Raw genomic sequence first — 24,047 nt, 5'->3', positions numbered from 1 at the left:
GCTTCCCCGTTCCCCGTTCCCCGTTCCCCGTTCCCCGTTCCCCGTTCCCCGTTCCCCGATTTTCGATTCCCGGTACTCCCATGCCCAAGCAAGCCCCTGTCATTGCCCCATCCATCCTTGCCGCGGATTTCGCGCGGCTCGGCGAAGACACCGCCGCGTCGCTGGCCGCCGGTGCCGACTGGGTGCACTTCGACGTGATGGACAACCATTACGTGCCGAACCTCACGATCGGGCCGATGGTGCTGCAGTCGCTGCGCAAGTACGGCGTCACCGCGCCGGTCGACGTGCACCTGATGGTCAAGCCGGTCGACCGCATCGTGCCGGACTTCGCCAGGGCCGGCGCCAGCCTGATCAGCTTCCATCCGGAGGCGAGCGAGCACATCGACCGCACGCTAGGCCTGATCAAGGAATCGGGCTGCCAGGCCGGGCTGGTGTTCAACCCGGCCACGCCGCTGGACTATCTCGACTACGTGATGGACAAGCTCGACCTGATCCTGATCATGTCGGTCAACCCGGGCTTCGGCGGACAGAAGTTCACCCCCGGTGCGCTGGAGAAACTGCGCCAGGCACGCGCGCGCATCGACGCCAGCGGCCGCGCGATCCGCCTCGAAGTCGATGGCGGCGTCACCGCGGAAAACATCGGCGCGATTGCCGCGGCCGGTGCCGACACCTTCGTGGCGGGTTCGGCGATCTTCCACGCGAAGGATTACCGCGCCGAGATCGCCGCCATGCGCAAGGCGATCGGCTAGGCGTACCGCTCGCCTTGCGCATGGCCATCGGCCGGGAGCCGCCCCGCAAAACCATCCACGCATAAAAATCCCGGCGCAATGAACGGCTGCGCCGGGATAAAACGTCGTCAAGACGTGAGAGGGAACACCACTGATTGGTGTGCCGACACGGCCGCCGCCAGGGAGGGGTCAACGGCCGCATCGGCACGTTCCACGGCAATGGAAGGGTACCAATCAAAAGTTCTGACCGGGCCGATCGACGTTGGTTCCCCTCCATTTTGATCAACTGGCAGCGCCGTCCGCCCGGCGCGCCTTGACGACGTAGCGCAGCGGCCCGCCCGGCACGGTCGCGTCGAACGGATAACAAGTGACGAGCCACAAGCCATCCTCGCTGTCGGCGGGAGGCAGGCCATGCTGACGGCTGTCGATCACGCGGCTGCTTTCCACCTGGTACTCGCTTGCGCCGGCAGGGCCATCCAGGCGCAGGCGGTCGCCTGCGCGCAAAGCCTTCAGAAAGCCGAACTGGGTGTCACGATGGGCGCTGATGACGGTCAGCCCGGATGCCGCACCCGGGCGCGCGCTGCCGGGTGTCCAGCCGGGGCCGAACGCCAGCGCCTGGCCGCTGTCGCCGTCAAGCACAATCAGGTTCCGCTGCAACCGCGGCACGCTGAGCCTGGCCAACGGTGCGATATCGGCCCATGGCCACGGCCGTTGCATGCGCCGGCCGTGATCGGAGTGTGCCCAGGCCCGCTCCAGCAGTACCTGCGCCAGCGCCGCCTTGGCATGGATCCAGCCGGCGCTGAGGCCAAGCCCGGCCGCCAGCGCCAATGCGGCGACCATCAGGTGCCGCCAGGCGCGCCGCCGGTTCATCGCGCCGCCCGTTGCATCCGCCAGGCCAGCGCCGCCAGCAGCAGGGCGAGCAGGGCCAGCCAGAGTTCCAGTTCGGCCGGCGTGGCGGTTTGCGCGAAGCGCGCGTCGCCGGCGGCGAGGATGCCCGCGAAGTGGGTGCCGGACGGCATCACGTTGGGCACCTGCGCGTGTTTGAGTGCGGCCGCGGCGCTGCGTGCAGGCGTCGTGTCCGCCGCGACCAGGCTGGTATAGCGGCTGACCAGGTGCGCGGCGAGTGCGGTGCGGGTGATTTCCGCGGCGAGTTCCTTCGCGTCGCCGCCGCGGGCGAGCTGATCCTCCAGATCGGCGATGCGCGATTGCGCCCACAGCCGATCCAGGCCCGCGGCCGCGGCCGGCGTGGACAGGTCCATCGGTGCCGTCCATTCCCGATCGGTCAGCTTGCCGTGCACCTGCACCTTCGCGACTCGCTGCGGCAGTTTCGCGGTGACCAGCAAGGGCTCGCCCAGGTACAGGTCAGGCAGTTCGCGCGGGTAGGCTTCGCTGCCCGCCGGCCAGTCCACGTGCAGATCGTGCAGTGCCGGATGGTCGAGCTTCGCCAGCAATTGCAGCATCGACGCCGTGAGCGTGCCGGTGTCGGTGATCAGGGTTTCGCTGCCGCGGCCGTGGCGCGCCGCCGCCTGCAGGAACTGCGCGTTCGGCGCGCTGCCGATGCCTACCGGAAACAGTCGCGAATCACCCAGCCGCTGGTCGATCAACTGCATCAGCCCGTTCGGATTGTCGACCGCGCCATCGGTGGCAAACAGCACCTGGCGAACATAGCCGGACGGCGCATGGCCGCTGAGCGCAAAACGCAAGGCTGGCTCCATCTCGGTGCCGCCTTCCGCCTGCAACTGGCTCACCCACGCGCGCGCCTGCTGCACGGCTTCGGGCGTAGCGGCGACGGCCTGTGCGCGCCACGGGTCGAGGATCGAGTTGAACTCGACCACGTTGAAACGATCGCCCGGTTGCAGCCGGCTCAGTGCCAGGTCCAGCGCGGCGCGCGCCTGGCGGATCGATTCGCCGCCCATCGAACCGGAAGTGTCGATGACCAGGATCAGCTCGCGCGGCAAACGCTGCGTCTGCTGCTGCGGCGGCAGCAACATCAGCATCGCGTAGTGCGCGCCGTCGATGTCCTGGCTGAAACTGGCCACGTTCGGCTGGGTTTGCGGCTGCGGCGACCAGCGCAGCACGAAGTCGCGATCGGGCAGCACGCTGTCGTCGCGCAGGTGGATACTCCACGAATCGCCCTGCCGCTCGCTGACGATCGCATGGCTGGGGCTGCCCACGTCGGCCAGCGGCACGCCGGCATCCAGCCATACCGCGATATGCGTGCGCAGCGGTGCGGCAGCACCATCGTCGGCAAACAACCGCGGCGTGGCGATACCCGTGTCGTCCGGCCGCGCCCCGGTTTGCATGTGGTAGCGCGGAGTGAAAGTGAGCGGAAAGCGCAGCGAGAACTCGCCGGACCGGTAATCCACGCGCTGCCAGTAATGCAGCACGATCGTCACCGCTTCGCCCGGTGCCACGTTGGTCACCGCGGTGCGGAACAGATTGCCGCTGTCGGCTTCGATCAGCGCGGCCTTGCGGCCTCCGGCCCGGGCTTGTTCGAACACCTTGCGGGCCGCGTCCCTGGCCTTGATGTCGGCGACGATGCGGCGCTCGCCGATGTCCAGCGCCATCGAATGCACCGCGGCCCCGGCGGGTAGCGGCAGCAGGTAATCGCCTTCCAGCCAGTGCTTGCCGGTGTTGCGGAACTGCTGCCGGACCTGCACCTCGGCGACCAGCCCGCTGACGTGGTACTCCACGTCGGTGTCCAGGCTGGCCAGGCTCTGCATGCGACCGGCCTGGTCGTGCAGGCGCAGCTCGCCGCTGTCCGGCGCGCTGGCGTGCGTGGCGATGCTGAACAGCAGACAGCCGAGCGCGAGCAGTCGGTGCAGCGCGGGCAGGAATCGTGGTGGTGTGCGCATGGTCTTTCCCTGGATTGAGCGGTACGGCTGCATTGAGGCATGCGTTGCGGCCGAAGCGCCGACATGGAGGTGTCGGGGTGCGGCGGCATCGGGGCGAAATGCTGACCGCCTGTTGCCGAGAATGTGTTGTGCGCCGGGAGCGATCAAAAAAAACCCCTCGCGAGCGAGGGGAGAACAACCACCATGTCGGACGGAACAGCGGGGCGGCGCAGGCGTTACATCGGTTGCCAGTCCGGGTCGGTTTCATCGCGGGCCGCGCCCGCTGCCACGCCTTTCGGGCCGGGCGCGCGGGTGCCTTCCACGGCAAACGGGTCGAAGCGGGGCGAATGGAAAGAAAGCTTCGGCATGACGTTCTCCTCAGTGGATGCCCAGCAGCAGGCCGAGCAGCAACGCGCCGAGCGCCAGGGTCATGCGCAAGGGTTCGAAGCCGCGCAGTTCGGCATTCGGGTCGCGATCGGTGATTTCGGTTTTTGACATGAGTGATCTCCACGTACGGTGCCTGGTCCACATCACACCTTGGGCAGCGGCGTGGCGGACGGCGCAATGCGGCCGGTTTGCCGCCGGCTTGTGGCAAATCGCGGGCGCCCGCACGAGATGGCGCGAAGTGGCTTGCGTCGGCGCGAAGCGCATAGCACGCTGCGCCCACTATTCCAGCGTCCGTCATTTCAGGGAGCGAGCCATGGGCCGCAGCATTGCCATCGTCGAAGACGAACCATTGATCCGTGCCAACTACGTGGAGGCGCTGAACCGCTTTGGCTATGACGCGCGCGGTTACGGCTCGCGCCAGGAGGCCTCCACTGCGTTCGCGATGCGGTTGCCGGAGCTGGTCATCATCGACATCGGGCTCGGCGATGAACCGGAGGGCGGCTTCGATCTGTGCCGCGAGTTGCGCGCGAAATCCGCCACTCTGCCGCTGATCTTCCTCACCGCGCGCGATTCCGATTTCGACGTGATCTCCGGCCTGCGCCTGGGCGCCGACGACTACCTCAGCAAGGACACCAGCCTGCACCAGCTGGCCGCGCGCATCGCCGCGCTGTTCCGCCGGATCGAATCGCTGAAAGCGCCGGCCTCCAGCGAGACGGTGATCGAGCACGGCCCGCTGAAGATGGAATCCGAGCGCATGCGGATCAGCTGGAACGGCGCGGAAGTACCGCTCACCGTCACCGAATTCTGGATGGTGCACACGCTGATCCGCTTCCCCGGCCACGTGAAGAATCGCGACCAGCTGATGCGCGAGGCGGAACTTGTGGTCGACGACGCCACCATCACCTCGCACATCAAGCGCATCCGCAAGAAGTTCATCGCGGTGGCGCCGGATTTCGATGCGATCGAAACTGTGCACGGTGTCGGCTACCGGTGGAAGCCGTGAGCGGGCGCACGTGGCTGGCGTTGCTGCTGTGTGCGTTTGCGGCGCTGGCGCAGGCGGCCGGCACGGACGACGGCGTGCTGGCCCGCGGCGCCCGCGACGGCAATGCACCGGCCTGGGCGATCAGCGTCGCCACGCCGGCCGGCTGGACGCGCGACTGCTGCACCTATGCGCGCGCGATCGGCGTCAACGCCGTGCTGTACCAGGGCGAATGGAGCGGCAAGCCGCAGCGGGTGATGGTGCTCAACGTGTGGCCGCGCCGGCTGCCCGCGTTGGCCGACGAGGTGCAGGCCGACCGCAAGCGCTACCTGCAGCACGACCCGGCCGGCAAGGTCTCCGGCTTCGCCGTGCGGCACCCGGCCATGCCGTGCGAGGCCTCGGTCTACCAGGGCAGCGACCATATCGACGACGTGCTGGTGTTCTGCGATCCGGGCGCGGCCAGCGGCGTGCGGCTGAGCTGGTCGATGGCGTTCGACGACGCCGACCCGTCGCGCCGGATCTTGCTCGCCGACTTCATGCAGGTCGTGTTAGCCACCCGCTGGTCGGCCGACCCGGCCGTGCTGCCCGCGCACGGCGGCTGATCCATCCCGAATGAACCTGCGCCGCAAACTCCTGCTCGTCGCGCTGTGCACGCTGGCCTTGCCGATCGCCGGCTGGTCGTACGTTCGGCAGATGGAGGCGTTGTTGCGCGATGGCCAGGCGCAGGCGTTGCTGGCGTCGGCGAATGCGGTGGCGCGCAGCCTGGTGGTGACCGGCGCCGTGCAGCCGGAACCCCGGCGGAGCTGGTACGTGCAGGCTCCCCCCGGGCCAATTACCGTGGATGGTTACGGTGATGACTGGGCGCCGTTGACGCCATGGGCCCAGCCGCTGGGCCAGCATGGCCGGCTGCTGCTGGCCGCCGATGACGGCGGGCTCTACCTGTACGCGAACGTGCGCAACATCCGCCGCACTCGCGCGGATGCCGGCGATGCCAACGCGCTGGCCGCCGATCACGTGATCCTGACCCTGGGCACGGCGGCCGGCCAGCGCCGCTACCTGCTGACCAGCGCGGCTCCCGGGTCGTTCACTGCACAACCGCTCGACCCGGCGGTCGACGGCTTGCCTGACCTGCTCGCTGCGCAATGGCAGGAGGATGGCAGCGGCTATCAGGTCGAGCTGCGGCTGCCGACGACGTTGCACTTGAACGTACTCGGTGTCGGCGTATACGACGCAGCAGCCGGCGGCGACCGGATGGCTTCCGATACGCGGACCCTGCTGAGCTATTCCGACGAGCTTTCTCGCGAGCTGGCGCAGCTCGTGCCCGACCGCGTGCAGGCGCGCGTGCTGGCGCCACAAGGCTGGTTGCTGGGGCGCACCGGCCGTCTCGACAGTGCGCCGGATGCCGACAGCCAGCCAGGCTGGTTCGCCTCGCTGGTCTATCGCTCGTTGCTGGCGACCCGTCTGGAAGATGCCAACCCCTGGTCGCAGGATGTGCCGCGGCTGGAGACCCCGGAGGTCGGCCAGGCAGGCGCCGGCAAACCGGTGGCCGTATGGCGCAGTGGGGAGGAACGCGGCAGCGTGGTGCTGGCTGCCGCCGTGCCGATCGAACGCGCGGGCCAGGTCGACGGCGTACTGTTGCTGGAGCAGGCCAGCCGGGCCGTGCCGCTGCTCGCCAACCGCGCGCTGTTCGCCCTGCTGCTGACCAGCTTCGGCGTGCTGCTGGTGGCTGGCGCCATCCTGCTGGCATTCGCCACCCGTCTCAGCCTGCGGCTCGCGCGCCTGCGCAACGCCGCCGAACGCGCGCAACTCAACGATGGACGTCTGGACGGCCTGTTCGAGCAAGGCCGCTTCCCGATGACCGGTGCGCCGGACGAGATCGGCGACCTTGCGCGCAGCTTCGAGCGATTGTTCGTGGTGGTCGGTGGCTACACCGACTACCTGCGCACGCTCGCCTCGAAACTCTCGCACGAACTCAACACGCCGCTGGCGATCGTGAAGTCCTCGCTGGACAACCTCGAACACGCAGCATTGCCGGTTGAGGCGCAGCCCTACCTGGCGCGCGCCCGCGACGGCGTGGCACGACTCGGCGCGCTGGTGCGCGCGATGAGCGAGTCGAGCCGGATGGAGCGCTCGATCACCGCCGCGGAACCCGAGGACGTCGACCTGCGCGACGTGGTGCGCGGCTGCGCCGACGCCTACCGTGCCCTGATCGGCACGCGCCGGCTCGATTGCGTGCTGCCCGAAGCGCCATTGCGCCTGCATTGCGCGCCCGAGCTGATCGCACAGGCGCTGGACAAACTGCTCGACAACGCGCTGTCGTTCACGCCCGAGCATGGCTGGCTGCGCCTGAGCCTGAGCGCCGCGACGGGCGGCGTCGACATCGAGCTGGCCAACCAGGGCCCGCTGTTGCCGGAGGCGATGCAGGGCCGGCTGTTCGATTCGCTGGTCAGCCTGCGCGACAAGGCCACCCCCGGCGACGCGCCGCACCTGGGCCTGGGCCTGTACGTGGTGCGACTGGTCGCCGAACGCCACGGCGGCGTCGCCAGCGCGCGCAACCTCGACGACGGCACGGGTGTGGCGTTCTCGCTGCGCCTGCACGGCATGCCGCGGCAGCGACTCTGATTCACCCTCATCTTGGCGCGGCGGGCACAGGGCTGGGCGAGGATATGTTCTTGCCCTGGATGTCCAGACTCGTACCACCTCAGCCTGCTATCTTCAGCAACCCGCTCCCGTACAAATGGCTCATCCGTGATCTCCCGAGACGAATTCGACGCGCTGGTTGCCCAGGGGCATACGCGCATTCCGCTGGTGCGCGAGGTGTTTTCCGACCTCGACACGCCGCTGTCGGTGTACCTGAAACTGGCCGATGGCCCGTACACCTTCCTGTTCGAATCGGTCGAGGGCGGCGCCACCTGGGGACGCTATTCGATCATCGGGCTGCCAGCGAAGCGGGTGTATCGCCTGCGCGGGCATGAACTCGAGGTGGAGGATTCCGGCGAGGTGACCGAGCGCCGCCATCTGGACGATCCGCTGGGCGAGATCGAGAAACTGCGCCAGCAGTACGATGTGCCGCGGCTGCCCCAGCTGCCTGCCTTCACCGGCGGCCTGGTCGGCTATTTCGGCTTCGAGACGATCGGCTACATCGAACCGCGGCTGGCGCAGTGGGATCGCGCCGACGAGCTCGGCACGCCCGACGTGCTGCTGATGCTGGCCGAGGAAGTGGCGGTGTTCGACAACCTCAAGGGCCGGCTGTACCTGATCGTGCACGCCGACCCCGCGCAACCGCAGGCCTATGCCGAGGCGCTGCGCCGGCTCGATGCGCTGGTCTACCGCCTGCGCCAGGGGGGCGCATCGTATCCGCAGCTCACCCAGTCGATCGCGCTGGACGAGAGCGATTTCAAGTCCTCGTTCACCAGGGAAGAGTTCGAGGTGATGGTCGAGCGTGCGAAGGAATACATCCGTGCCGGCGACATCTTCCAGGTGGTGCCTTCGCAGCGCCTCAGCATCGGTTTCAATGCGCGTCCCGTGGACGTGTACCGCGCGTTGCGCGCGCTGAACCCGTCGCCGTACATGTACTTCGTCGATCTGGGCGATACCCAGATCGTCGGCTCCTCGCCGGAAATCCTGGCACGCCTGAAGGACGGCAAGGTGCTGGTGCGTCCGCTTGCCGGCACGCGCAAGCGCGGTGCGACGGAGGAGGAGGATCAGGCGCTGGAAGCCGAGCTGCTGGCCGACCCCAAGGAGCGCGCCGAGCACGTCATGCTGATCGACCTGGGCCGCAACGACATCGGCCGGATCAGCGAGACCGGCACGGTCGAGGTCAGCGAGTCGTTCGTGATCGAGCGCTACTCGCACGTGATGCACATCGTGTCGCAGGTACAGGGCACCGCCAAGCCGAACCTCAGCTACATGGACGTGCTGAAAGCCACGTTCCCCGCCGGCACGCTCAGCGGCGCGCCGAAGATCCGCGCCCTGGAAATCATCCAGGAGCTGGAGCCGTACAAGCGCAACATCTACGCCGGCGCGATCGGCTGGATCGGCTGGTGGGGCGATGCGGACACCGCCATCGCGATCCGCACCGCGGTGATCCAGGATGGCCGCCTGCACGTGCAGGCCGGCGCCGGCATCGTCTACGACTCCGACCCCGCCGCCGAGTGGGAGGAGACGATGAACAAGGGGCGTGCGTTGTTCCGTGCGGTGGCGCAGGCGGCGAAGGGACTTTGAGACCCTTCCGGTGGCTGTGTGTGCTCGCGCTGCTTTCGATGATCGGCGGCGGCGCCGCCACCGCACGCGACGCGGCCGTGCCGAGTTGGCCCGACACCCCGCTCGGCCGTACCCAGGCCCTGGCTCTGCTGCAAACCCTCAACGCCGACCTGCTCAGCCATGACAGCGCGACGCTGACGCTGGAGCGGTGGTGCGGCGCGCATCACATGGCCTCGCCGGCGCGTGTCATTGCGCAGCGGGTGCGTGGCGGCGACAAGCCGTTGCCACGCGATTTGCGCACGCAACTGGCGATCGATGCGAACGAGCCGGTGAAGTACCGGCGGGTGCAGTTGAAGTGCGGCGATCGCGTGCTGTCCGAGGCGGACAACTGGTACTTGCCGAACCGGCTGACGGCCGCGATGAATCGACAGCTCGACAGCAGCGACGTGCCGTTCGGCAAGGTAGTGCGGCCGCTGCATTTTCGCCGCGAGACCTTGAGCGCGGAACTGCTGTGGTCGCCGTTGCCCGCCGGCTGGGAGTTGCAGCGCACGCAAACGCAGTCGGCTGCGGGTGCGCTGGCGATACCGCATTTCGTGCTGCAGCACCGCGCGTTGCTGTTCACCGGCGATGGTCGGCCGTTCAGTGCATTGGTCGAGACGTATACCGGGCAGGTACTGGCGTTCTAGCCAGCGGTGGGCGTGTTGCCTGCGGATTCGATCTGTTGCGCGAGGCCATAGAGGATGCGCAGGTCCTCGGCATCGAGCGTATCGCCCTGCATGCCGCGGAAGTGATGGTGGAATGCGCGCACGGTGGCTGCCCGATCCTCCAGCGGATAGCCGACCAGTCCCAGCGCCATCCACGGATCGAAGCCGGCCGGCGGATCGAGCAGCGGTGCCTGCGGCCACAGGCCGAAGCCGGCGTCGGCCAGCTGCTTCCATGGGAACAGCGGGCCGGGGTCGTCCTTGCGCCCGGGCGCGAAGTCCTCGTGGCCGACGATCTGCGTGCGCGGGATATGCAGTCGTTCGGTGAGGTCGCCGAGCAAACGCAGCAGGCTGGCGACCTGCGGCGGCGCAAACGGGGTCGAGCCGTCGTTGTCCAGCTCGATGCCGATCGAGGCGGAGTTGACGTCGGTGATCGTGCCCCAGCGTCCCGGGCCGGCATGCCACGCACGCAGTTGATCGGATACCAGCTGATAGATGTGCCCGTCGCTGCCGACCAGGTAGTGCGAGCTCACCGGACCGCCGCTGTTCCTGGTGCGCAAGGTATCCAGGCTCTCCTGCGCGGAGTGCTGGTTGGTGAAGTGCAGCACGATCAGCACCGGGCGGCGGATGTCGTGGTTGGGCGAAGGCACCCATGTCGCGATGGGGTTGCGCGGCGGTGTCCGGGCACAGGCGGCGAGCAGCAGGATCAGCGCGAGCGCGACCCAGCGCCACGCCAGGCGACGGTTTGCGGGCAGCTCGAATGGATGGCGCATCAGCGACGACTCCGGACCAGGGCGCTTGTGTGGCAGCCGATTCCTCAACGCAGGAAAGGTTCGGCGATGGACAACGCGGTGCGGTATGGCTCCGGATCGTTGCGGTTGCTGAGCAGGATCACCGTGAGGTGCTGTTTTGGCCAGCGCACGATCACGTTGCGGAAGCCGATGCTTTCACCCGAGTGCCAAAGCGTATCGCCGGTGATGCGCCAGCCGAAACCGTAGCTGGCTTCGTAAGGCTCGCCAACCACTTTCGCATGCGGACTGAAAGCGAGCTTGCGCGAGGCATCGCTGAGCAGGCGGTCGTCGTACAGCGCGGCATCCCACTTGGCCAGGTCGTCGATCGACGAATAGATGCCGCCGTCGCCGCGGGTGGCGCTGGTGACGCTCTGGTCGGTACGCGTCCACGCGCCGTCCTGCTCGCTGTAGCCGTAGGCGCGATGGCTGACCTCGGGGCCGCCGCGGACATACAACAGCGTGCGATCCATGTGCAGCGGTCGGAAGATGCGCTGCTGCAGGAACGCGGGCAGACCCTGCCCCGAGGCCTGCTCCACCACCAGGCCCAGCAACACGTAGCCCGAGTTGCTGTAGCGATACGCCGTGCCCGGAGCGAAGTAGCTCTTCTGCGTGGCCGACAGCAGGCGCAGCACGTCATGGTCGTTGAGCTGTTCGGTGGTGCTGGCCGGCATCAGGTCCTCGTAGTCGATCAGGCCGCCGGTGTGGCTCAGCAGTTGCCGCAGCGTCACCTTGGCGGTGGTCGCCGGCAGCGACGGCAGCCAGCGACGGATCGAGTCGTCCAGTTTCAGCCTGCCGTCCTCGGCCAGCAGCAGGATCGCCGCCGCGGTGAACTGCTTGCTCACCGAGGCCAGCCGGTAGTTGGTCGCCGGCGAGGCCCGCTCATGCCGTTCCAGGTTTGCCATGCCATAGCCGCGACGGATCAGCGCCTTGCCGTCCTTGAGCACCAGCAGCGAGGCGCCCGGACCGTTGCCGGCGTATTTCTGCATCAGCGGATCGATGACGCTGTCGTGCGCCGGTTCGGCGGCGCTGGCCGCGCAGCTGCCGAACAGGGGCAGCGCGGCGAAAATCAACGTCAGCATGCGCATGCCAAATCTCCAGGCTGGATCGCGTCGGCGCGGGGCACGGCCGGGGTCATTGCACCGGCACGTCGTAGATCGTGTGCGGTGTGGGCTCGGGAGTGAAGGTGTAGTGCCACCATTCGAGCGGATAGTTGCGGAAACCGCCTTGTTCCATCGCGTTGCGCAGCAGTGCGCGGTTGTCGCGCTGCCGCGGCGTGAGGCCGGGCACGTCGGTGTTTGCGCGCACGCCGAAGTAGTCGAAGTCGGTGCCCATCTCCAGCGGTTCGCAGTGCGTGTCGTCGCTGGCGCAGCGTTGCAGCGTGAGGTCGGCGGTGCTGCCGCGGCTGTGGCCGGATATCGGTGCGATGTAGTCGCCAAGCAGCCTGGACTTGTCCAGCGTCGGGTAGTGCTGCGCCTTCGTGCGCTGGTCGGCCGCATCGTGTGCCCAGCGGACGAAATGCGCCACCGCACGTGCTGGGCGGTAGCAGTCCCAGATCTTCAGGCGCAGGTGCCGGGTGCGCAGGTCGCGTTCGACCCGTGCCAGCGCCTCGGCGACCGGGCGCAGCAGGAAACATTTGGGCGCGCGGTAGCCGTCCACAGGCGCACCGACGAAGTTGTCGCTGCCGGCGTACTTGATGTCCTCGGCGATGTCCGGCACCAGCGTGCGGATGTCGACCAGGTTGGCCGCGGCGGCGGTCTTCGCCGGCGACAGTGCCGGCGGCTGTTCTGCGAGACTGCCTGCGGACCCGCCGATGGCGGCGAACAGCACGATGGCGGCGAGCGGGCGGCGCATCAGCGGCAACCACCGACGCGCTGGAAGTCGAGGTCCTCGTAATCGGAGCTGAAGTCGCCCTGGGGATCGAGCTTGGCCATGCGCAGGGCGATCGGCTGGCCGCCGGCGGCCGCATGGAAATCCAGCCAGGCATCCAGGTCGGCCGAATCGTTCCAGTGCACCAGGTAGCGGTCGCCAAGGCGCATCACCGTGCCGGTCAGCGTCGGCGATTTCGCGGCGGCGAAATACATCTTCCCGTCGCGCGGACACAGCGTGATGTCGCCGAACCACGGGTCACGGTACCGCCCGCGCCAGCGCGCCAGCCCGGCGGCGCTGACCGGTTGCTGTGCCGCGGTGTCCGGGGTAGACGAGGCGGGTGATCGCTGCTTCGCCCGCTGCTCCAGCGCGTCGGCATACCAGTCCACGCCGCGGCTGTCGCCGGGCGCGGTGAAGTGCTTGGTCAGCACTTCGCCCAGCACGGTGCGGGCATCGCCCGCTTCGCCGTTGATCATGAACACGAAGCCGCTGCGTCGATCGGGCAGCAGCGAAAGCATCGAGTACATGCCGTTCAGCGTGCCGGTGTGCCACACGTTCCATTCGCCATCCACATCGGCCATGCGCCAACCGTAGCCGTAGGCCATGACGTGCGTGTTGTCCCATGCCCGGCGCTGCTCGGAAACCGGGATCAGCATGTGCGGCGCCTGCAGCACCTGCCGCTGCGCCGGCGACAGCCAGGTCAGCTGTGCCGGCGTGGGCACCAGCCAGTTGCGCGCCCAGCCGAGCATGTCCTCGAGGTCGCAGCGAATGCCGCCGGCCGGCGCGGAGGTGATTGCCGGGATCTCCGCGGCGTCCTCGCCGATCGCCACGTTGCGGCCGTTGTCCCGGCGATGCGGCTGCGCCACGTTGCCGACCGCGTCGCGCTTCCACGCGCCGACCTGGCAGCGGTCCAGGTGCAGCGGCTCGAACACTTCGCGCCGCATCAGTGTTTCGTATGAAGCACCACCCGCGGCGACCGCCACTTCGCCAGCCACCACATAGAGCAGGTTGTCGTATTGGTACCGCGAGCGGAAGCCGTAGCCGGGCTTGATGAAGGCGAGGCCGTGGATGATGTCGGCGCGGGTGAACGCGTTCGGCTCCGGCCACAGCATCAGGTCGCCGCCGCCTTCGGGCAGGCCGCTGGAATGGGTGAGCAGGTCGGCCACGCGCATGTTCGCGGTGACCCACGGATCGTGCATGCGGAACTGCGGCAGGTACTTCGTCACCGGATCGTCCCAGCGCAGCTTGCCGGCGTCGACGAGACGCCCAAGCAACGCGGTGGTCATCGCCTTGCTGTTGGAGGCGATCTTGAACAACGTCTGCGGAGTGATCTTGCGGCCCGAGCCGGCGACGGTTTCGCCCACGGTGCGCGTGTAGACGACCTGCCCGTTCTCGATCACGCCCACGGCGATGCCGGGCAGCCGGTAGCGGGCGACGGTAGCGTCGACGATCTTGTCGAGGGCGGCGGTTTCCGCCCCGGGCGTGGCCGCGTGGGCGAGCGTGCAGCCCAGCCCGAGTGCCGCTGCCAGCAGCAGACGCGGCTTAAGGGCGATCGGCATGGTGCTCGACCTCGCTCCACACGCGCAGCAGGTTGCCGCCCCACAGCTTGGCGATGTCGGCGTCGCTGAAACCGGCGCGGCGCAGCGCGGCGGTGACGTTGCGGGTTTCGCCGGCGTCCTTCCAGCCGGTGATGCCGCCGCCGCCGTCGAAGTCGGAGGCGATGCCGACGTGGTCGATGCCGGCAACCTTCACCATGTGCCGGATCTGCTTCACGTAGTCGTCCAGCGTGGCCAGCGGGTATTGCTTCTGGATCTCGGCCATGCCGGCTTCCATCTCCGGCCGGTAGTCGTCGCTGTCGCTGTCGTATTCCTTCTCGCCGGCCTGCTTGGCGATGGCGTGCTGCAGTTTCTTTTCGGCGGCCTCGCGGCCCGGGTCCTTCTTCAGGAATTCCTTGTAGGCCACGGCGTCGATCACGCCGCCCCTGGCGGCGATCGCGCGCAGCAGGTCATCGGGCAGGTTGCGCGGGTGGTCGAGCACGGCGCGGGCGCCGGAGTGCGAGGCGATGAGCGGCGTGCTGGATAGCTTGAGCGCATCGCGCACGCAGTTGTCCGAGGCGTGGGAGATGTCGACCAGCATGCCGAGCTGGTTGGCGCGTTTCACCACGGCGCGGCCGAAGTCGCTCATGCCCTTGTCGCCGGCGCTGTTCATCGCCGGCTCGCCATGCTCGGTGTCGGGCAGCGAGCTGCTGCACAGGTCGTTGTTGCCGACGTGGACCAGGCCGACCGAGCGCGCGCCGCGATCGAATGCGGCGTCGAGGCGGTGGATGTCGTGGCCGAGCGAGTAGGCGTTCTCGATCTCGATCGTCGCGGACAGCAACCCGGCCTGGTGGCTGGCCAGCAATTGCTCCGGCGTGGTGGCCAGGCGGATGCGGTCGGGATACTGCATCAGCATGCGGCCGATCGCGTCGTACTTCTGCTCGGCCCGATCCACCGCCTTGGCGTAGCCGGTCGCATCGAGCGTGTGCTGCGGCACCCAGATCACGAAGAACGCCGCGTTGAGGCCGCCGCGTTCCATCTTGCCGAGGTCGACCAGCAGGCGGGTGTCTTTGCCGGCGTCGAAGCGCGGCTCGGCCATGTAGGTGAAGGGAATATCGACATGGGTGTCGATGGTGATCGGCGGATCCTGTTCGGCGGCGTGCGCGGGCAGCGCGGCGCACAGGGTCAGGCTGGCGAGGGTGGCGAGGCGCGCGATGGTCTTCATGTCGTTTCCCAGTTCCGCGCCGGCTGCTCGCCGGCAATCATTTCCTCGAAGTGCTGACGGCGGCGCACCACCGCGTAGCGACCCTGGTTCAACAGTATCTCGATGGCCAGCGGCCGCGAGTTGTAGGTGGAGGCCATCGACGTACCGTACGCGCCGGTGGCCTTGATCAGCAACAGGTCGCCGGGGGCGCACCCGGGCAGTTCGCGTCCGCGGGCGAAGGTGTCGCCGGTTTCGCACACCGGGCCGACGATGTCGTAGGTGGTCAACGGCCGCGACGCATTCGACACCGGCACGATGTCGTGCCAGGCGTCGTACAGGCTGGGTCGCTGCAGGTCGTTCATTGCTGCGTCGAGCACCAGGAACTGCCGCTCGACGCCCGCCTTCACGCGGATCACCCGGGTCAGCAGCACGCCGGCCTCGGCGACCAGGTAGCGGCCCGGTTCCAGCAGCACGCGACCTTTGTAGCCGGCGAGTGCGGTGCGGATCACGTTCACGTAGTCGGAGGCGGATACGGGCTGGTCGGTGCCGGCGCGGTAGCTCACGCCGAGGCCGCCGCCGACGTCGATGCTGTTGATCGAATGGCCGTCCTGTTCGAGCTCGCGCCAGAACTCGGCCACTCGCTGCAGTGCCAGCCGGAACGGTTCCAGCGTGAGGATCTGCGAGCCGATGTGCACGTGCAGGCCGTCGAGCTGCACATGCGACAGCCGGCCACGCTCGGCGAACCAGCGGCGCGCTTCGTCGATGCTCACGCCGAACTTGTTCTCCGCCTTGCCGGTGGAGATCTTGGCGTGCGTGTGCGCGTCGACATCGGGATTGACGCGCACGGCGGCGCGCGCCGTCACGCCCTGGGCTTCGGCCAGGCGTTGCAGGGTGAGCAGTTCGTCGTGTGACTCGACGTTGAAGCGATGGATGCCGACGGCCAGCGCGCCGGCAATCTCGTCCGCGCTCTTGCCGACGCCGGAGAACACGATGCGCTCCGGCGGCATGCCTGCATGCAGGCTGCGGCGCATTTCACCGGCCGAGACGATGTCGGCGCCGACGCCGGCGTTGGCCATCAGCTGCAGGATGGCGAGGTTCGGGTTGGCCTTGACCGCGAAGCAGATGGTGGCGTCGAGCCCGGCCAGCGCCGCCTGCAGTTCGCCGATGCGTTGGCGGATCGCGCTGGCGGAGTAGGCGTGGAATGGGGTAGGAATGCGTTCGGCCAGTCGTTGCAGGTCGACGCCGTCGAACATGCCGTGGGCACTATTCGCTTCCGGGGCGGTTTCCTGCGCTGCCGGGTGGCTCGTCTTCTGCGTGGGCATGGGCTGGTTATCGGTAATTGATGCGGTCGTGCCAAAAAAAGAGCGGCCCGCCAGTCGGGCGGGCCGCGATCGGGGAGGTCGATCAGAAATTGACGGACATGGTCAGCTGGGTGAAGCGCGGCGACTGGAAGCCCAGCGGCTGCCTGAAAGTCGGATTGAGCTGGCCGACGCCGGTGTCGTTTCCATTGGCATCTTTCACGTCGCCGATGTCCGTCTGCAGATCCTGATCCACCGCCGTCGTGCGCTTCATGTTGAGCAGGTTGTACACCGCCAGCTTCACCCGGAACTCGCCGCCCTCGAACGGCTGGATGTAACTGATGCCGGCATTGAGGGTGAAGGTCCATGGCATGCGGCCGTACTTGCCGCGCGGCGAGCGCGCGTAGACGCGATCCTGGGATACCGGTGAATCGCAGTTCTGCACGCAGATGAAATAGCTGTGGTAGTTCTTTTCATCGTAGGGATTGCCCACGCCAAAGCCGGTGATAGGCCCGCCGGAAGCCATGTTCATGTCGGCGCCGAGCTGCCAGTGCGGAGTGAGTGCATAGGTGCCGCGCAGCTTGAACTGGTGGCGACGGTCGTTCGGCAGGTAACCATTGCCGCCCAGGTTGACCCACGGGTCGTCGAAGTTCTCGGTGCGACCGGTGTCGTCGAAGTTGGTGTCCGAGTTGACCGGACCTTCCGCATTGCCGCGGTTCCACGACATCGTGTAGGACGCGTTCATCGACCACTTCTCGTCCCACGCGCGATTCAGCTGCAGCTCGACGGCGGCATACGTGCGCTTCGGTTTCACCCAGCCACGCTGGCCCAGATAATTGCCGGAGGCGTCGTACATCGCCCAGCCTTCCTTCGACGTATCCACGGTGAGGTAGCCGTCGGCGCTGCCGTCGCAGTTGGTGTCGCCCCATACGGTGACCTTCTTGCCCGGATTGGCCATTACCCAGCCGATGTAGCCGTTCTCGCCGCACTGCGATGTGGCGCTGATCTCCATGTCGTCGATCGCGTTGTGCAGGCGGCGGTAGGTGCCTTTGACACCCCACGACCACTGCGGGCTGATCAACTGCTGGAAGCCCAGGATCGCCTCGTCCTGGTAGACCGGGTCCATGTCGTGGTCGACTTCCGAACGCAGGTCACCCACCGTGCCGTTACCCTGCGAATCATCGACCGGGCCGATCTGCGGACCGAGTTTCGGGATGGCGTACTGAACGCCGTTGAGGGTCTGGTAATCCCAGCCATCGAACGCGTAGTAGGTACGCTCGTCGAGCAGGCCGCCGGCCTGCTTGATGTTGATCACGTTGGCAACTGGCAGGTAGTAGCGGCCCAGGTTGCCGAACAGCTTGGTGCTGCCGTCGCCCTTCATGTCCCAGGAGAAGCCCAGCCGTGGCGCGATCTGCCGGTTCATCTTGATGTAGCTTCTGCCCGCGGCGTCCTGGTTGTCGAAGCTGTCGTTGCGCATACCGGCGTTGAGCACCAGATTGGGGGTGGCCTGCCAGTTGTCCTCGATGTAGTACGCGGCATTCTTGGTCGTGAACGTGCCGGCGATCTCGTAGCGACGCGCACGCACGTAAGCGTCGTAGCCCGCCGGCACCACGCCGCCGTTGGAAATGGTGGTGCCCGCCGTGGTGGCATACAAGTTGTAGTAGTACGCGCCCGGCCCGGCATAGTGGCGCTTGTAGTCGGAGGTGTCGTTCTCGTGGTCGTAGCCGAAACGCAGCAGGTGATCGCCCAACGTCCACTCGAAGTCGGCACGCGCCTGCTTGCGGATGTCGTTGCGCTCGTACACGGTCGAATTGCTGGTACAGCCCAGCTGCACGCCCGGGTCATGGAGCTGCATGAAGGCGTTGTTCGCCGAGACGTAGTTGCAGTCGAGGTCCAGCTGCGAGCGGGTGAATGCCTCGCGCTCGTTGCGGCCGTACATCAGCTTCATCGACAGGTCGTTGGTGAGGTAGCTGGTCCAGGTCAGCGCCCAGTTCTTGCCGCCGGTATCGCTGAACACCTTGTTGGTACGAGTGCCGATGGTGTTGGTGTCGTAGTCGTAGCTGTAGACGTCGCCGGTGTTCTTGCTCTTGTCCGAGAACGCCATCAGCTGCAGCACGTTGCTGTCGGTGATGTTCCAGTCGATCGTGGTGCCCCAGAAGCCGGTATTCGCACTGTTGGTGGTCAGCGAGTTGCCGGCGTTGTCGGTGTTGCGCGGGCTGCTGCCACGGGCCTCGTACATGGCGAAGATGAAGAGCTTGTCCTTGACGATCGGACCGGATGCCCAGAAGTTGGTCTTCACCAGCGAGTCCTGGTCGCGGCTGGCGGTGAGGTAGCGATGGCCGTCGGCGTCGTAGTGGTCATCTGCCCGCGAGTGCCAGTTGCCGGGTTCCAGGGTGATCTCCACACCGCCCTTCAACTCGTTGGTGCCGGAACGCGCCACGGCGTTGACCACACCGCCGGTGGTGCGGCCGAACTCGACCGAGTAGCCGCCGGTCTTGACCTGGAACTGGTCGTAGAACGCGAACGGCGCTTCGGAAAAGCCATTGCGATTGTAGAAGTCGGTGACGTTGAGGCCGTTGACGTAGAACGCGTTCTCGGCGATCGACGAACCGCCGAAGGAGATGCCGCCGAAGCTGGCGCTGCCCTTGACCACGCCAGGCGCCAGCAGGGCGACCGAGGTGACGTTCTGGTCGACCGGCAGACGCACCAGTTCCGCGCGGGAAACATTGGTGGCCGATTCGGTCGAGGTGACATCGATCACCGGCAAGCCGGTGCCGGTGACGTTGATGGTCGACAGTTCGGTGGCGTTCGGTATTGCGCCCAGGTCCAGCGTGGTGGCGTTGCCCAGACTGACGGTGACGGTACGCGACTGGCCCAGCGGTTGACCATCCTTGCTGGCGCTGAGGGTGTAATCGCCCACCGGCAGGAACGGGAAGCGGTAGTTGCCGCGCTCGTCGGCAGTAATCGTGCGGGTCAGGCCGGTCGCCGGATTCACGGCGGTGATCACCGCTCCGGGTTGGGCATGGCCCACCACCGAGCCGTCATTGTTGCCAGCGAAGGCGGGTACGGCCAGCGACGCTAGCCCAAGGCCGAGCGCCATGCAAAGTACGTTCCTGCGCAAAGTCGAACTGTTGCTCATCTCCCAATCTCCCCCATCGACGCCGTCGATGCCATGTTATGAAGTGCTTCTGGTTACTTGCTGTTGCGTCCCTGCGCCGCTGGCAGGATCTGCCACTTGAAGTCGTAGCCGGTCTGGTCGAAGTAGAGGTTGCCGCCCTTCCACTCGGCCTCGCCGCGTTGTGAATCCACGTCGTCGGAACGGAAATGCTGCTTGGGCGGCTGGAAGCGTTGCCCGTAGTCGTTGTTGAAAGCCAGGCGATAGGCATCGAGCCCGCCGAGGTAGAACCACTCCAGCGCCTTGTCGTCGGACGGTGCCGGATGCAGCCGGCCGGTGGTCACGTCCATCGGCACCCAGCCGTACGGTGCCAGGTACAGGTAGCCCCAATCGTGGATGTTGCTGTAGCCGGTGCCGTTGTCGGAGAACACCATGCCGGACTGCCAGCGCGCGGGGATGCCATTGAGCCGCAGCAGCGTCATCAGCAGCAGGGTCTGCTGGCCGCAGTCGGCGTGGCCGGCGTGCAGCGCGTAGTCGCTGATGTTGCTGATCGTGGAGTATTCGCGCGCGCCGGCCCAGGGGATCCGGTCGACCGCGGCGAACAATTTCTGCGCGATGCGATAGGGATTCTTTTCATCGCCGACCACCTTGCGCGAGAACGCGCGCATGGCGTCGGTAAACACGATATGCGGGGCGCGCTCGGCGATAAACGGGGCGAGCTCCGGCGTGACGGTTTCGGCCTGCACCTTGTCCGCGTCGATGGCGTGGTATTGCGCGAATACGGTCAGCTCGTAGGTCACCGAAAACTCGGTCTTCCGGCCGGCCCTGGCGGGCTTCTCCAGAAAGACGGTGCGCTGCATCGCCGACGCGGGAGCGATCTCATGCCGCGCCGGCTCGCTGCCGACGAAGCGGATGTCCTCCTGCTGGCCCGGCACGGCTTGCGGGTACGGAATCCAGGCGCGTACGGTTTCGCCGGCGGGCACGGCATCGGCGTCGACGGTCAGGATCTGGGTCATGCGCACGCGCCGCGGCAGCACGCTGCTGCGGTGTTCGGTCAGCGCCGCGTGGTAGACCGCGCGCTGGTGGTCGTTCAGCGATTCCATCGGACCGTCGCTGATCGGCGTCTGCACGGCGCGCCGCGCGACCGCTTCGGGGCTGATCCGGAACAGGTTGCCCGGCGAGCGCTTGAAATAGAGCGTCCTGCCATCGATGACCTGATGCTCGAACAGGCCGGCTGCATCCCACTTGGCGAACTGCGCGTCGGTCAGGTCGGGGATTTCCTTGCGCACGCGCGCCTTGACGTCGTCGGCGTCCAGCGTGAAATCCAGCCGGATGCGGCGCATGCGTTCGCGCTGGAAGGCGAGTGCGGTTCTTGCATCGGCGGGCAGGGCCGGTTGCGCCAATGCGGCAGTGATCGCAGCGTCGGCAGCGTGGAAATGGCCCGCGTCGATCTGGGTGATGATAGCGGCGAGCGGCCGGTCGTCGGCTGTCGCGGCAAACGCCAGCTGCACCGCGAGCAGCAGGCTGAGCAGGGACACGGCGACGCGCGGCCAGCGGCCTCGGCGGCGTATTTTCAGCGCGACAGGTAGCAGCGTATCCATCGTCCAGCGTCCCCACATTGAACCCCTGAAACCGCTGTGTAACACGCTTGCAAATAGCGGTCAATAATTTATGCTTCAATTCAACTCGAAAAGAATCACCTATTCCTGAAAGCGCAAACCCGCCGGTCTGCGTCTGCCCGCGAACCACTCATCAGCACCTGTCCAAGGGGATGCAATGATCCACACGGTATGGCCGTATCTGGCGTTGATGTTGTTGGCCGCCGGGCTGTTTCCCGCGCTGGAGCGTCGATTCAGCTGGCGCATGTTCTCCGTGCTGCCGCCGATCGTGCTCACCTACCTGCTGGTCACGGCGTTGGCGGTGTCGGGCTTGTGGCAGGTCAACGACGAGATCCGCGCGGCGCAGTCGATGCTCACCTCGCACCTGGTGCCGGCCCTGCTGTTCCTGCTGATGATCAACTGCGACCTGCGCGCGATCTGGCGGCTCGGCCCGCGCGTGCTCGGCGTGTTCGCCTGCACCTCGCTGAGCCTGTTCGTGGCCTTCATCGGCACCTTCCTGATCTATCGCCACTGGCTGCCCGGCAACGACTGGCAGCCGCTGGCCGCGCTCTCCGGCAGCTGGGTCGGCGGCAGCGCGAACATGATCGCGGTGAAGCAGGCGATCGGCATGTCCGATACGTACCTGGCGATGTCTCTGCTGACCGATGCGCTGGGTTACTCGATGTGGGTGGTGGTGCTGTTCTCGGTGGCGCGGCTGGCGCCGGCGTTCAACCGCTGGACCAAGGCGAGATCCAGCGGCGACATCCCGCTGGCGCCGGTGAAGGCCAAGGCGCCGACCACCTACGACAGCGTGCTGCTGTGGCTGGGCATGGCGCTGGCGGTGGCGGCACTGTCGGGCTGGCTGGCCGGCTGGCTGCCGGTTTCCGGCATGATCAGCGCGACCACCTGGACCATCCTGCTGGCCACCGGCTTGGGCCTGGTGGTGGCGCACACGCCGCTGGCGGAGTTCCCCGGCGCCAGCACGATCTCCAGCGCGATGCTGATCAGCGTGGTGGCGGTGCTGGCCTCGCAGAGCAACTTTCAGGGTATCGCCGCGGCGCCGCTGTATCTGCTGTGCGGCGTCACCGTCATCGCGATCCACGCGGTGCTGCTGGTCGGCTGCGCCAAGCTGTTCCGCTTCGACCTGTACCTGTGCGGGATCTCCTCGCTGGCGCATATTGGCGGCGTGGCCGCCACGCCGATCCTGGCGGCCAGCTATTCGGCCGCGCTGGTGCCGGTCGGTATCCTGCTGGCCCTGCTCGGCTACATCCTGGGCACCGGCTTCGGCCTGCTGGTGGCGACGATCCTGTCCACGCTGGCGGCCACCTGATGCGGTTTCAATCAAGGACCAAGACCATGCGACTTCCCCTGCTTGCTGCCACCGTGCTTGCGCTCGCCTTCGCCGGCGCACCGTCGCAGGCGCGCGCGGCGAACGATGCGCTGACGGTGCCGCCGTCCGGCGTACTCGGCGTCGGCGAGGCGCAGCTCACTCCCGCGTTCTGGATCGGCCTGCAGGCGCAGCCGGACCAGGTGATCCTCGACCGCGCCGCGATCGAGGCGCAGAACGCGAAGCTGCTGCAGGTCGATCCGTCGATGCACGACCTGCGCGCGTTGCCGAAAACCCTGGGCCGCGAGCAGGTCGCCGGCTGGATCGAGGCGCTGTCCGAGCGGCCGGACCGTCCGCTGTTCGACGTCGACGGCCGGCCGGTGCCGGCCGCCACGCTGGATGCCGCGGTCGGCAACCTCGCGCTCGATGCGATTCCCGCGCAGCAGCCGACGCGCTACGGCCTGGTGGTGCGCCGCGCCGCGTTGCGCACGTTCCCCACCACGCTGCGCGTGTTCAGCGAGAAGGGCGATACCGACATCGACCGCTTCCAGGAGACCGCCGAGTTCCCCGGCACGCCGGTGGCGATCGTGCACGCCAGCGCCGACGGCAAGTGGCTGTTCGTGGTCAGCCCGCGCTATGCCGCCTGGACCGAGAAAGAGAACGTGGCCGAAGGCAGCGCGGCCGAGGTGTTCGGTTATGCCGACAAGGCGCCGTACCGGGTGGTCACCGGCGCCGTCGAACGCACCGTGTTCACCCGCGAGCAGCCCGCGGTATCGCAGCTGCAGCTGGACATGGGCACGCGCGTGCCGCTGCTGACGAAGCTGCCGCCGGACCAGCCGGTCAACGGCCAGACGCCGTACGCCGCGCACGTGATCGAGCTGCCGCTGCGCCAGGCCGACGGCTCGCTGGGGTTCAGCCCGGCGCTGCTGCAGAAGAACACCGATACCGCCGCCGACTACCTGCCGCTGACCCGCGCCAACCTCATCCGCCAGGCGTTCAAGTTCCTCGGCGAGCGCTATGGCTGGGGCCACGCCTACGACGGCCGCGACTGCAGCGGCTTCGTCTCCGACGTGTACCGCAGCATGGGCGTGCAGATGCCGCGCAACACCAGCAAGCAGGCGATCAGCCCGGCGCTGGAACGCCGCGCGTTCACCGCGAAGGACAGCCGCGAAGAACGCATCAAGGCGGCGCATGCGTTGCAGGTGGGCGACCTGGTCTACATCCCCGGCCACGTGATGATGGTGATCGGCCAGCTGCACGGCCAGCCCTACGTGATCCACGACGTGGGCGGCATGAGCTACCGCAAGGCCGACGGCAGCAAGGCGCACGTCAAGCTCAACGCGGTGTCGGTGACGCCGCTGCTGCCGATGCTGTTCAACGACAAGCAGACCTTCGCCGACCGCATGACCAGCATCGTGCGCATCCGCCACTGAGCGCGCCTGCACCAAGAAGAAAAAAGGACACAGATTCCATGAAGGCTT

General features: G+C 67.3%; 19 protein-coding genes. 8 read left to right on the top strand and 11 right to left on the bottom strand.

The genetic code is table 11. From position 1 onward, the window contains the following. Positions 1-80 precede the first annotated feature (80 nt). Positions 81-749, top strand: a complete 669-nt coding sequence (rpe, locus tag ACFPME_RS07555; protein ID WP_377303763.1) for a ribulose-phosphate 3-epimerase — start codon at positions 81-83, stop codon at positions 747-749. A gap of 261 nt (positions 750-1,010) precedes the next feature. On the opposite strand, the gene ACFPME_RS07550 is transcribed toward rpe, so the two are convergent. From ACFPME_RS07550 to ACFPME_RS07540, 3 genes are all read right to left on the bottom strand, one after another. Continuing rightward, positions 1,011-1,598 (bottom strand): class GN sortase, encoded by a 588-nt coding sequence (locus ACFPME_RS07550; protein ID WP_377303760.1) that lies wholly within the window; start codon positions 1,596-1,598, stop codon positions 1,011-1,013. After that, positions 1,595-3,583 (bottom strand): marine proteobacterial sortase target protein, encoded by a 1,989-nt coding sequence (locus ACFPME_RS07545; protein ID WP_377303757.1) that lies wholly within the window; start codon positions 3,581-3,583, stop codon positions 1,595-1,597. Before ACFPME_RS07545 ends, ACFPME_RS07550 begins: the two co-directional genes overlap by 4 nt. Positions 3,584-3,798: 215 nt before the next feature. Then, the gene (locus ACFPME_RS07540) at positions 3,799-3,930 is read right to left on the bottom strand and encodes a hypothetical protein (RefSeq protein WP_377303755.1); all 132 of its coding nucleotides are present in this window, start codon (positions 3,928-3,930) and stop codon (positions 3,799-3,801) included. Positions 3,931-4,262: 332 nt separating this feature from the next. On the opposite strand from ACFPME_RS07540, the gene pdsR reads away from it, so the two are divergent. From pdsR to ACFPME_RS07515, 5 genes are all read left to right on the top strand, one after another. Then, positions 4,263-4,952, top strand: a complete 690-nt coding sequence (pdsR, locus tag ACFPME_RS07535; RefSeq protein ID WP_377303753.1) for a proteobacterial dedicated sortase system response regulator — start codon at positions 4,263-4,265, stop codon at positions 4,950-4,952. Next, the gene (locus ACFPME_RS07530) at positions 4,949-5,530 is read left to right on the top strand and encodes a hypothetical protein (protein WP_377303751.1); all 582 of its coding nucleotides are present in this window, start codon (positions 4,949-4,951) and stop codon (positions 5,528-5,530) included. Before pdsR ends, ACFPME_RS07530 begins: the two co-directional genes overlap by 4 nt. A 10-nt stretch (positions 5,531-5,540) precedes the next feature. Continuing rightward, positions 5,541-7,550, top strand: coding sequence for an ATP-binding protein (locus ACFPME_RS07525; RefSeq protein WP_377303749.1), 2,010 nt, complete (start codon positions 5,541-5,543; stop codon positions 7,548-7,550). A 126-nt stretch (positions 7,551-7,676) separates the two neighbouring features. Then, positions 7,677-9,152, top strand: a complete 1,476-nt coding sequence (trpE, locus tag ACFPME_RS07520; RefSeq protein WP_377303746.1) for an anthranilate synthase component I — start codon at positions 7,677-7,679, stop codon at positions 9,150-9,152. A 20-nt stretch (positions 9,153-9,172) separates the two neighbouring features. Next, a complete protein-coding gene (locus ACFPME_RS07515; RefSeq protein WP_377303743.1) occupies positions 9,173-9,817 on the top strand; it encodes a hypothetical protein in 645 nt (214 codons plus the stop codon). On the opposite strand, the gene ACFPME_RS07510 is transcribed toward ACFPME_RS07515, so the two are convergent. The 8 genes from ACFPME_RS07510 to ACFPME_RS07475 form a co-directional block, all read right to left on the bottom strand. After that, the gene (locus ACFPME_RS07510) at positions 9,814-10,605 is read right to left on the bottom strand and encodes an N-acetylmuramoyl-L-alanine amidase (protein ID WP_377303741.1); all 792 of its coding nucleotides are present in this window, start codon (positions 10,603-10,605) and stop codon (positions 9,814-9,816) included. The two genes, ACFPME_RS07515 and ACFPME_RS07510, sit on opposite strands and share 4 nt — an antisense overlap. 44 nt (positions 10,606-10,649) lie before the next feature. After that, entirely contained in the window at positions 10,650-11,708 is a 1,059-nt protein-coding gene (locus tag ACFPME_RS07505) for a serine hydrolase domain-containing protein (protein WP_377303739.1), read from the bottom strand. Between the two features lie 46 nt (positions 11,709-11,754). Beyond that, complete coding sequence (locus tag ACFPME_RS07500; protein ID WP_377303737.1) at positions 11,755-12,474, bottom strand: M15 family metallopeptidase; 720 nt, start codon at positions 12,472-12,474, stop codon at positions 11,755-11,757. Beyond that, positions 12,474-14,048: a serine hydrolase gene (locus ACFPME_RS07495; protein ID WP_377303735.1), complete on the bottom strand. Its 1,575-nt coding sequence runs from the start codon at positions 14,046-14,048 to the stop codon at positions 12,474-12,476. The genes ACFPME_RS07500 and ACFPME_RS07495 overlap by 1 nt, the downstream gene beginning before the upstream one ends. Then, complete coding sequence (locus ACFPME_RS07490) at positions 14,032-15,249, bottom strand: dipeptidase (RefSeq protein WP_377303733.1); 1,218 nt, start codon at positions 15,247-15,249, stop codon at positions 14,032-14,034. Before ACFPME_RS07490 ends, ACFPME_RS07495 begins: the two co-directional genes overlap by 17 nt. After that, positions 15,246-16,550, bottom strand: a complete 1,305-nt coding sequence (lysA, locus tag ACFPME_RS07485; protein ID WP_377303731.1) for a diaminopimelate decarboxylase — start codon at positions 16,548-16,550, stop codon at positions 15,246-15,248. The genes ACFPME_RS07490 and lysA overlap by 4 nt, the downstream gene beginning before the upstream one ends. Before the next feature lie 82 nt (positions 16,551-16,632). Continuing rightward, the gene (locus ACFPME_RS07480) at positions 16,633-19,665 is read right to left on the bottom strand and encodes a TonB-dependent receptor (RefSeq protein WP_377303729.1); all 3,033 of its coding nucleotides are present in this window, start codon (positions 19,663-19,665) and stop codon (positions 16,633-16,635) included. A 53-nt stretch (positions 19,666-19,718) separates the two neighbouring features. Beyond that, entirely contained in the window at positions 19,719-21,242 is a 1,524-nt protein-coding gene (locus ACFPME_RS07475) for a transglutaminase-like domain-containing protein (protein WP_377303727.1), read from the bottom strand. A 175-nt stretch (positions 21,243-21,417) separates the two neighbouring features. On the opposite strand from ACFPME_RS07475, the gene ACFPME_RS07470 reads away from it, so the two are divergent. Together ACFPME_RS07470 and ACFPME_RS07465 are read left to right on the top strand one after the other, a co-directional pair. Continuing rightward, positions 21,418-22,569 carry a DUF819 family protein gene (locus ACFPME_RS07470; protein ID WP_377303725.1) on the top strand — a complete coding sequence of 384 codons (1,152 nt, stop codon included), beginning with the start codon at positions 21,418-21,420 and terminating at the stop codon, positions 22,567-22,569. 26 nt (positions 22,570-22,595) lie between these two features. Continuing rightward, a complete protein-coding gene (locus ACFPME_RS07465) occupies positions 22,596-23,999 on the top strand; it encodes a C40 family peptidase (RefSeq protein WP_377303723.1) in 1,404 nt (467 codons plus the stop codon). The last annotated feature ends 48 nt before the right edge of the window (positions 24,000-24,047 follow it).

This window comes from Rhodanobacter umsongensis (genome assembly GCF_042654965.1).
In the GTDB taxonomy this organism is placed as follows: Bacteria; Pseudomonadota; Gammaproteobacteria; order Xanthomonadales; family Rhodanobacteraceae; genus Rhodanobacter; species Rhodanobacter umsongensis.
The sequence above is the reverse complement of the archived record's forward strand: the minus strand, read 5'-3'. Positions and strand labels throughout refer to the sequence as shown.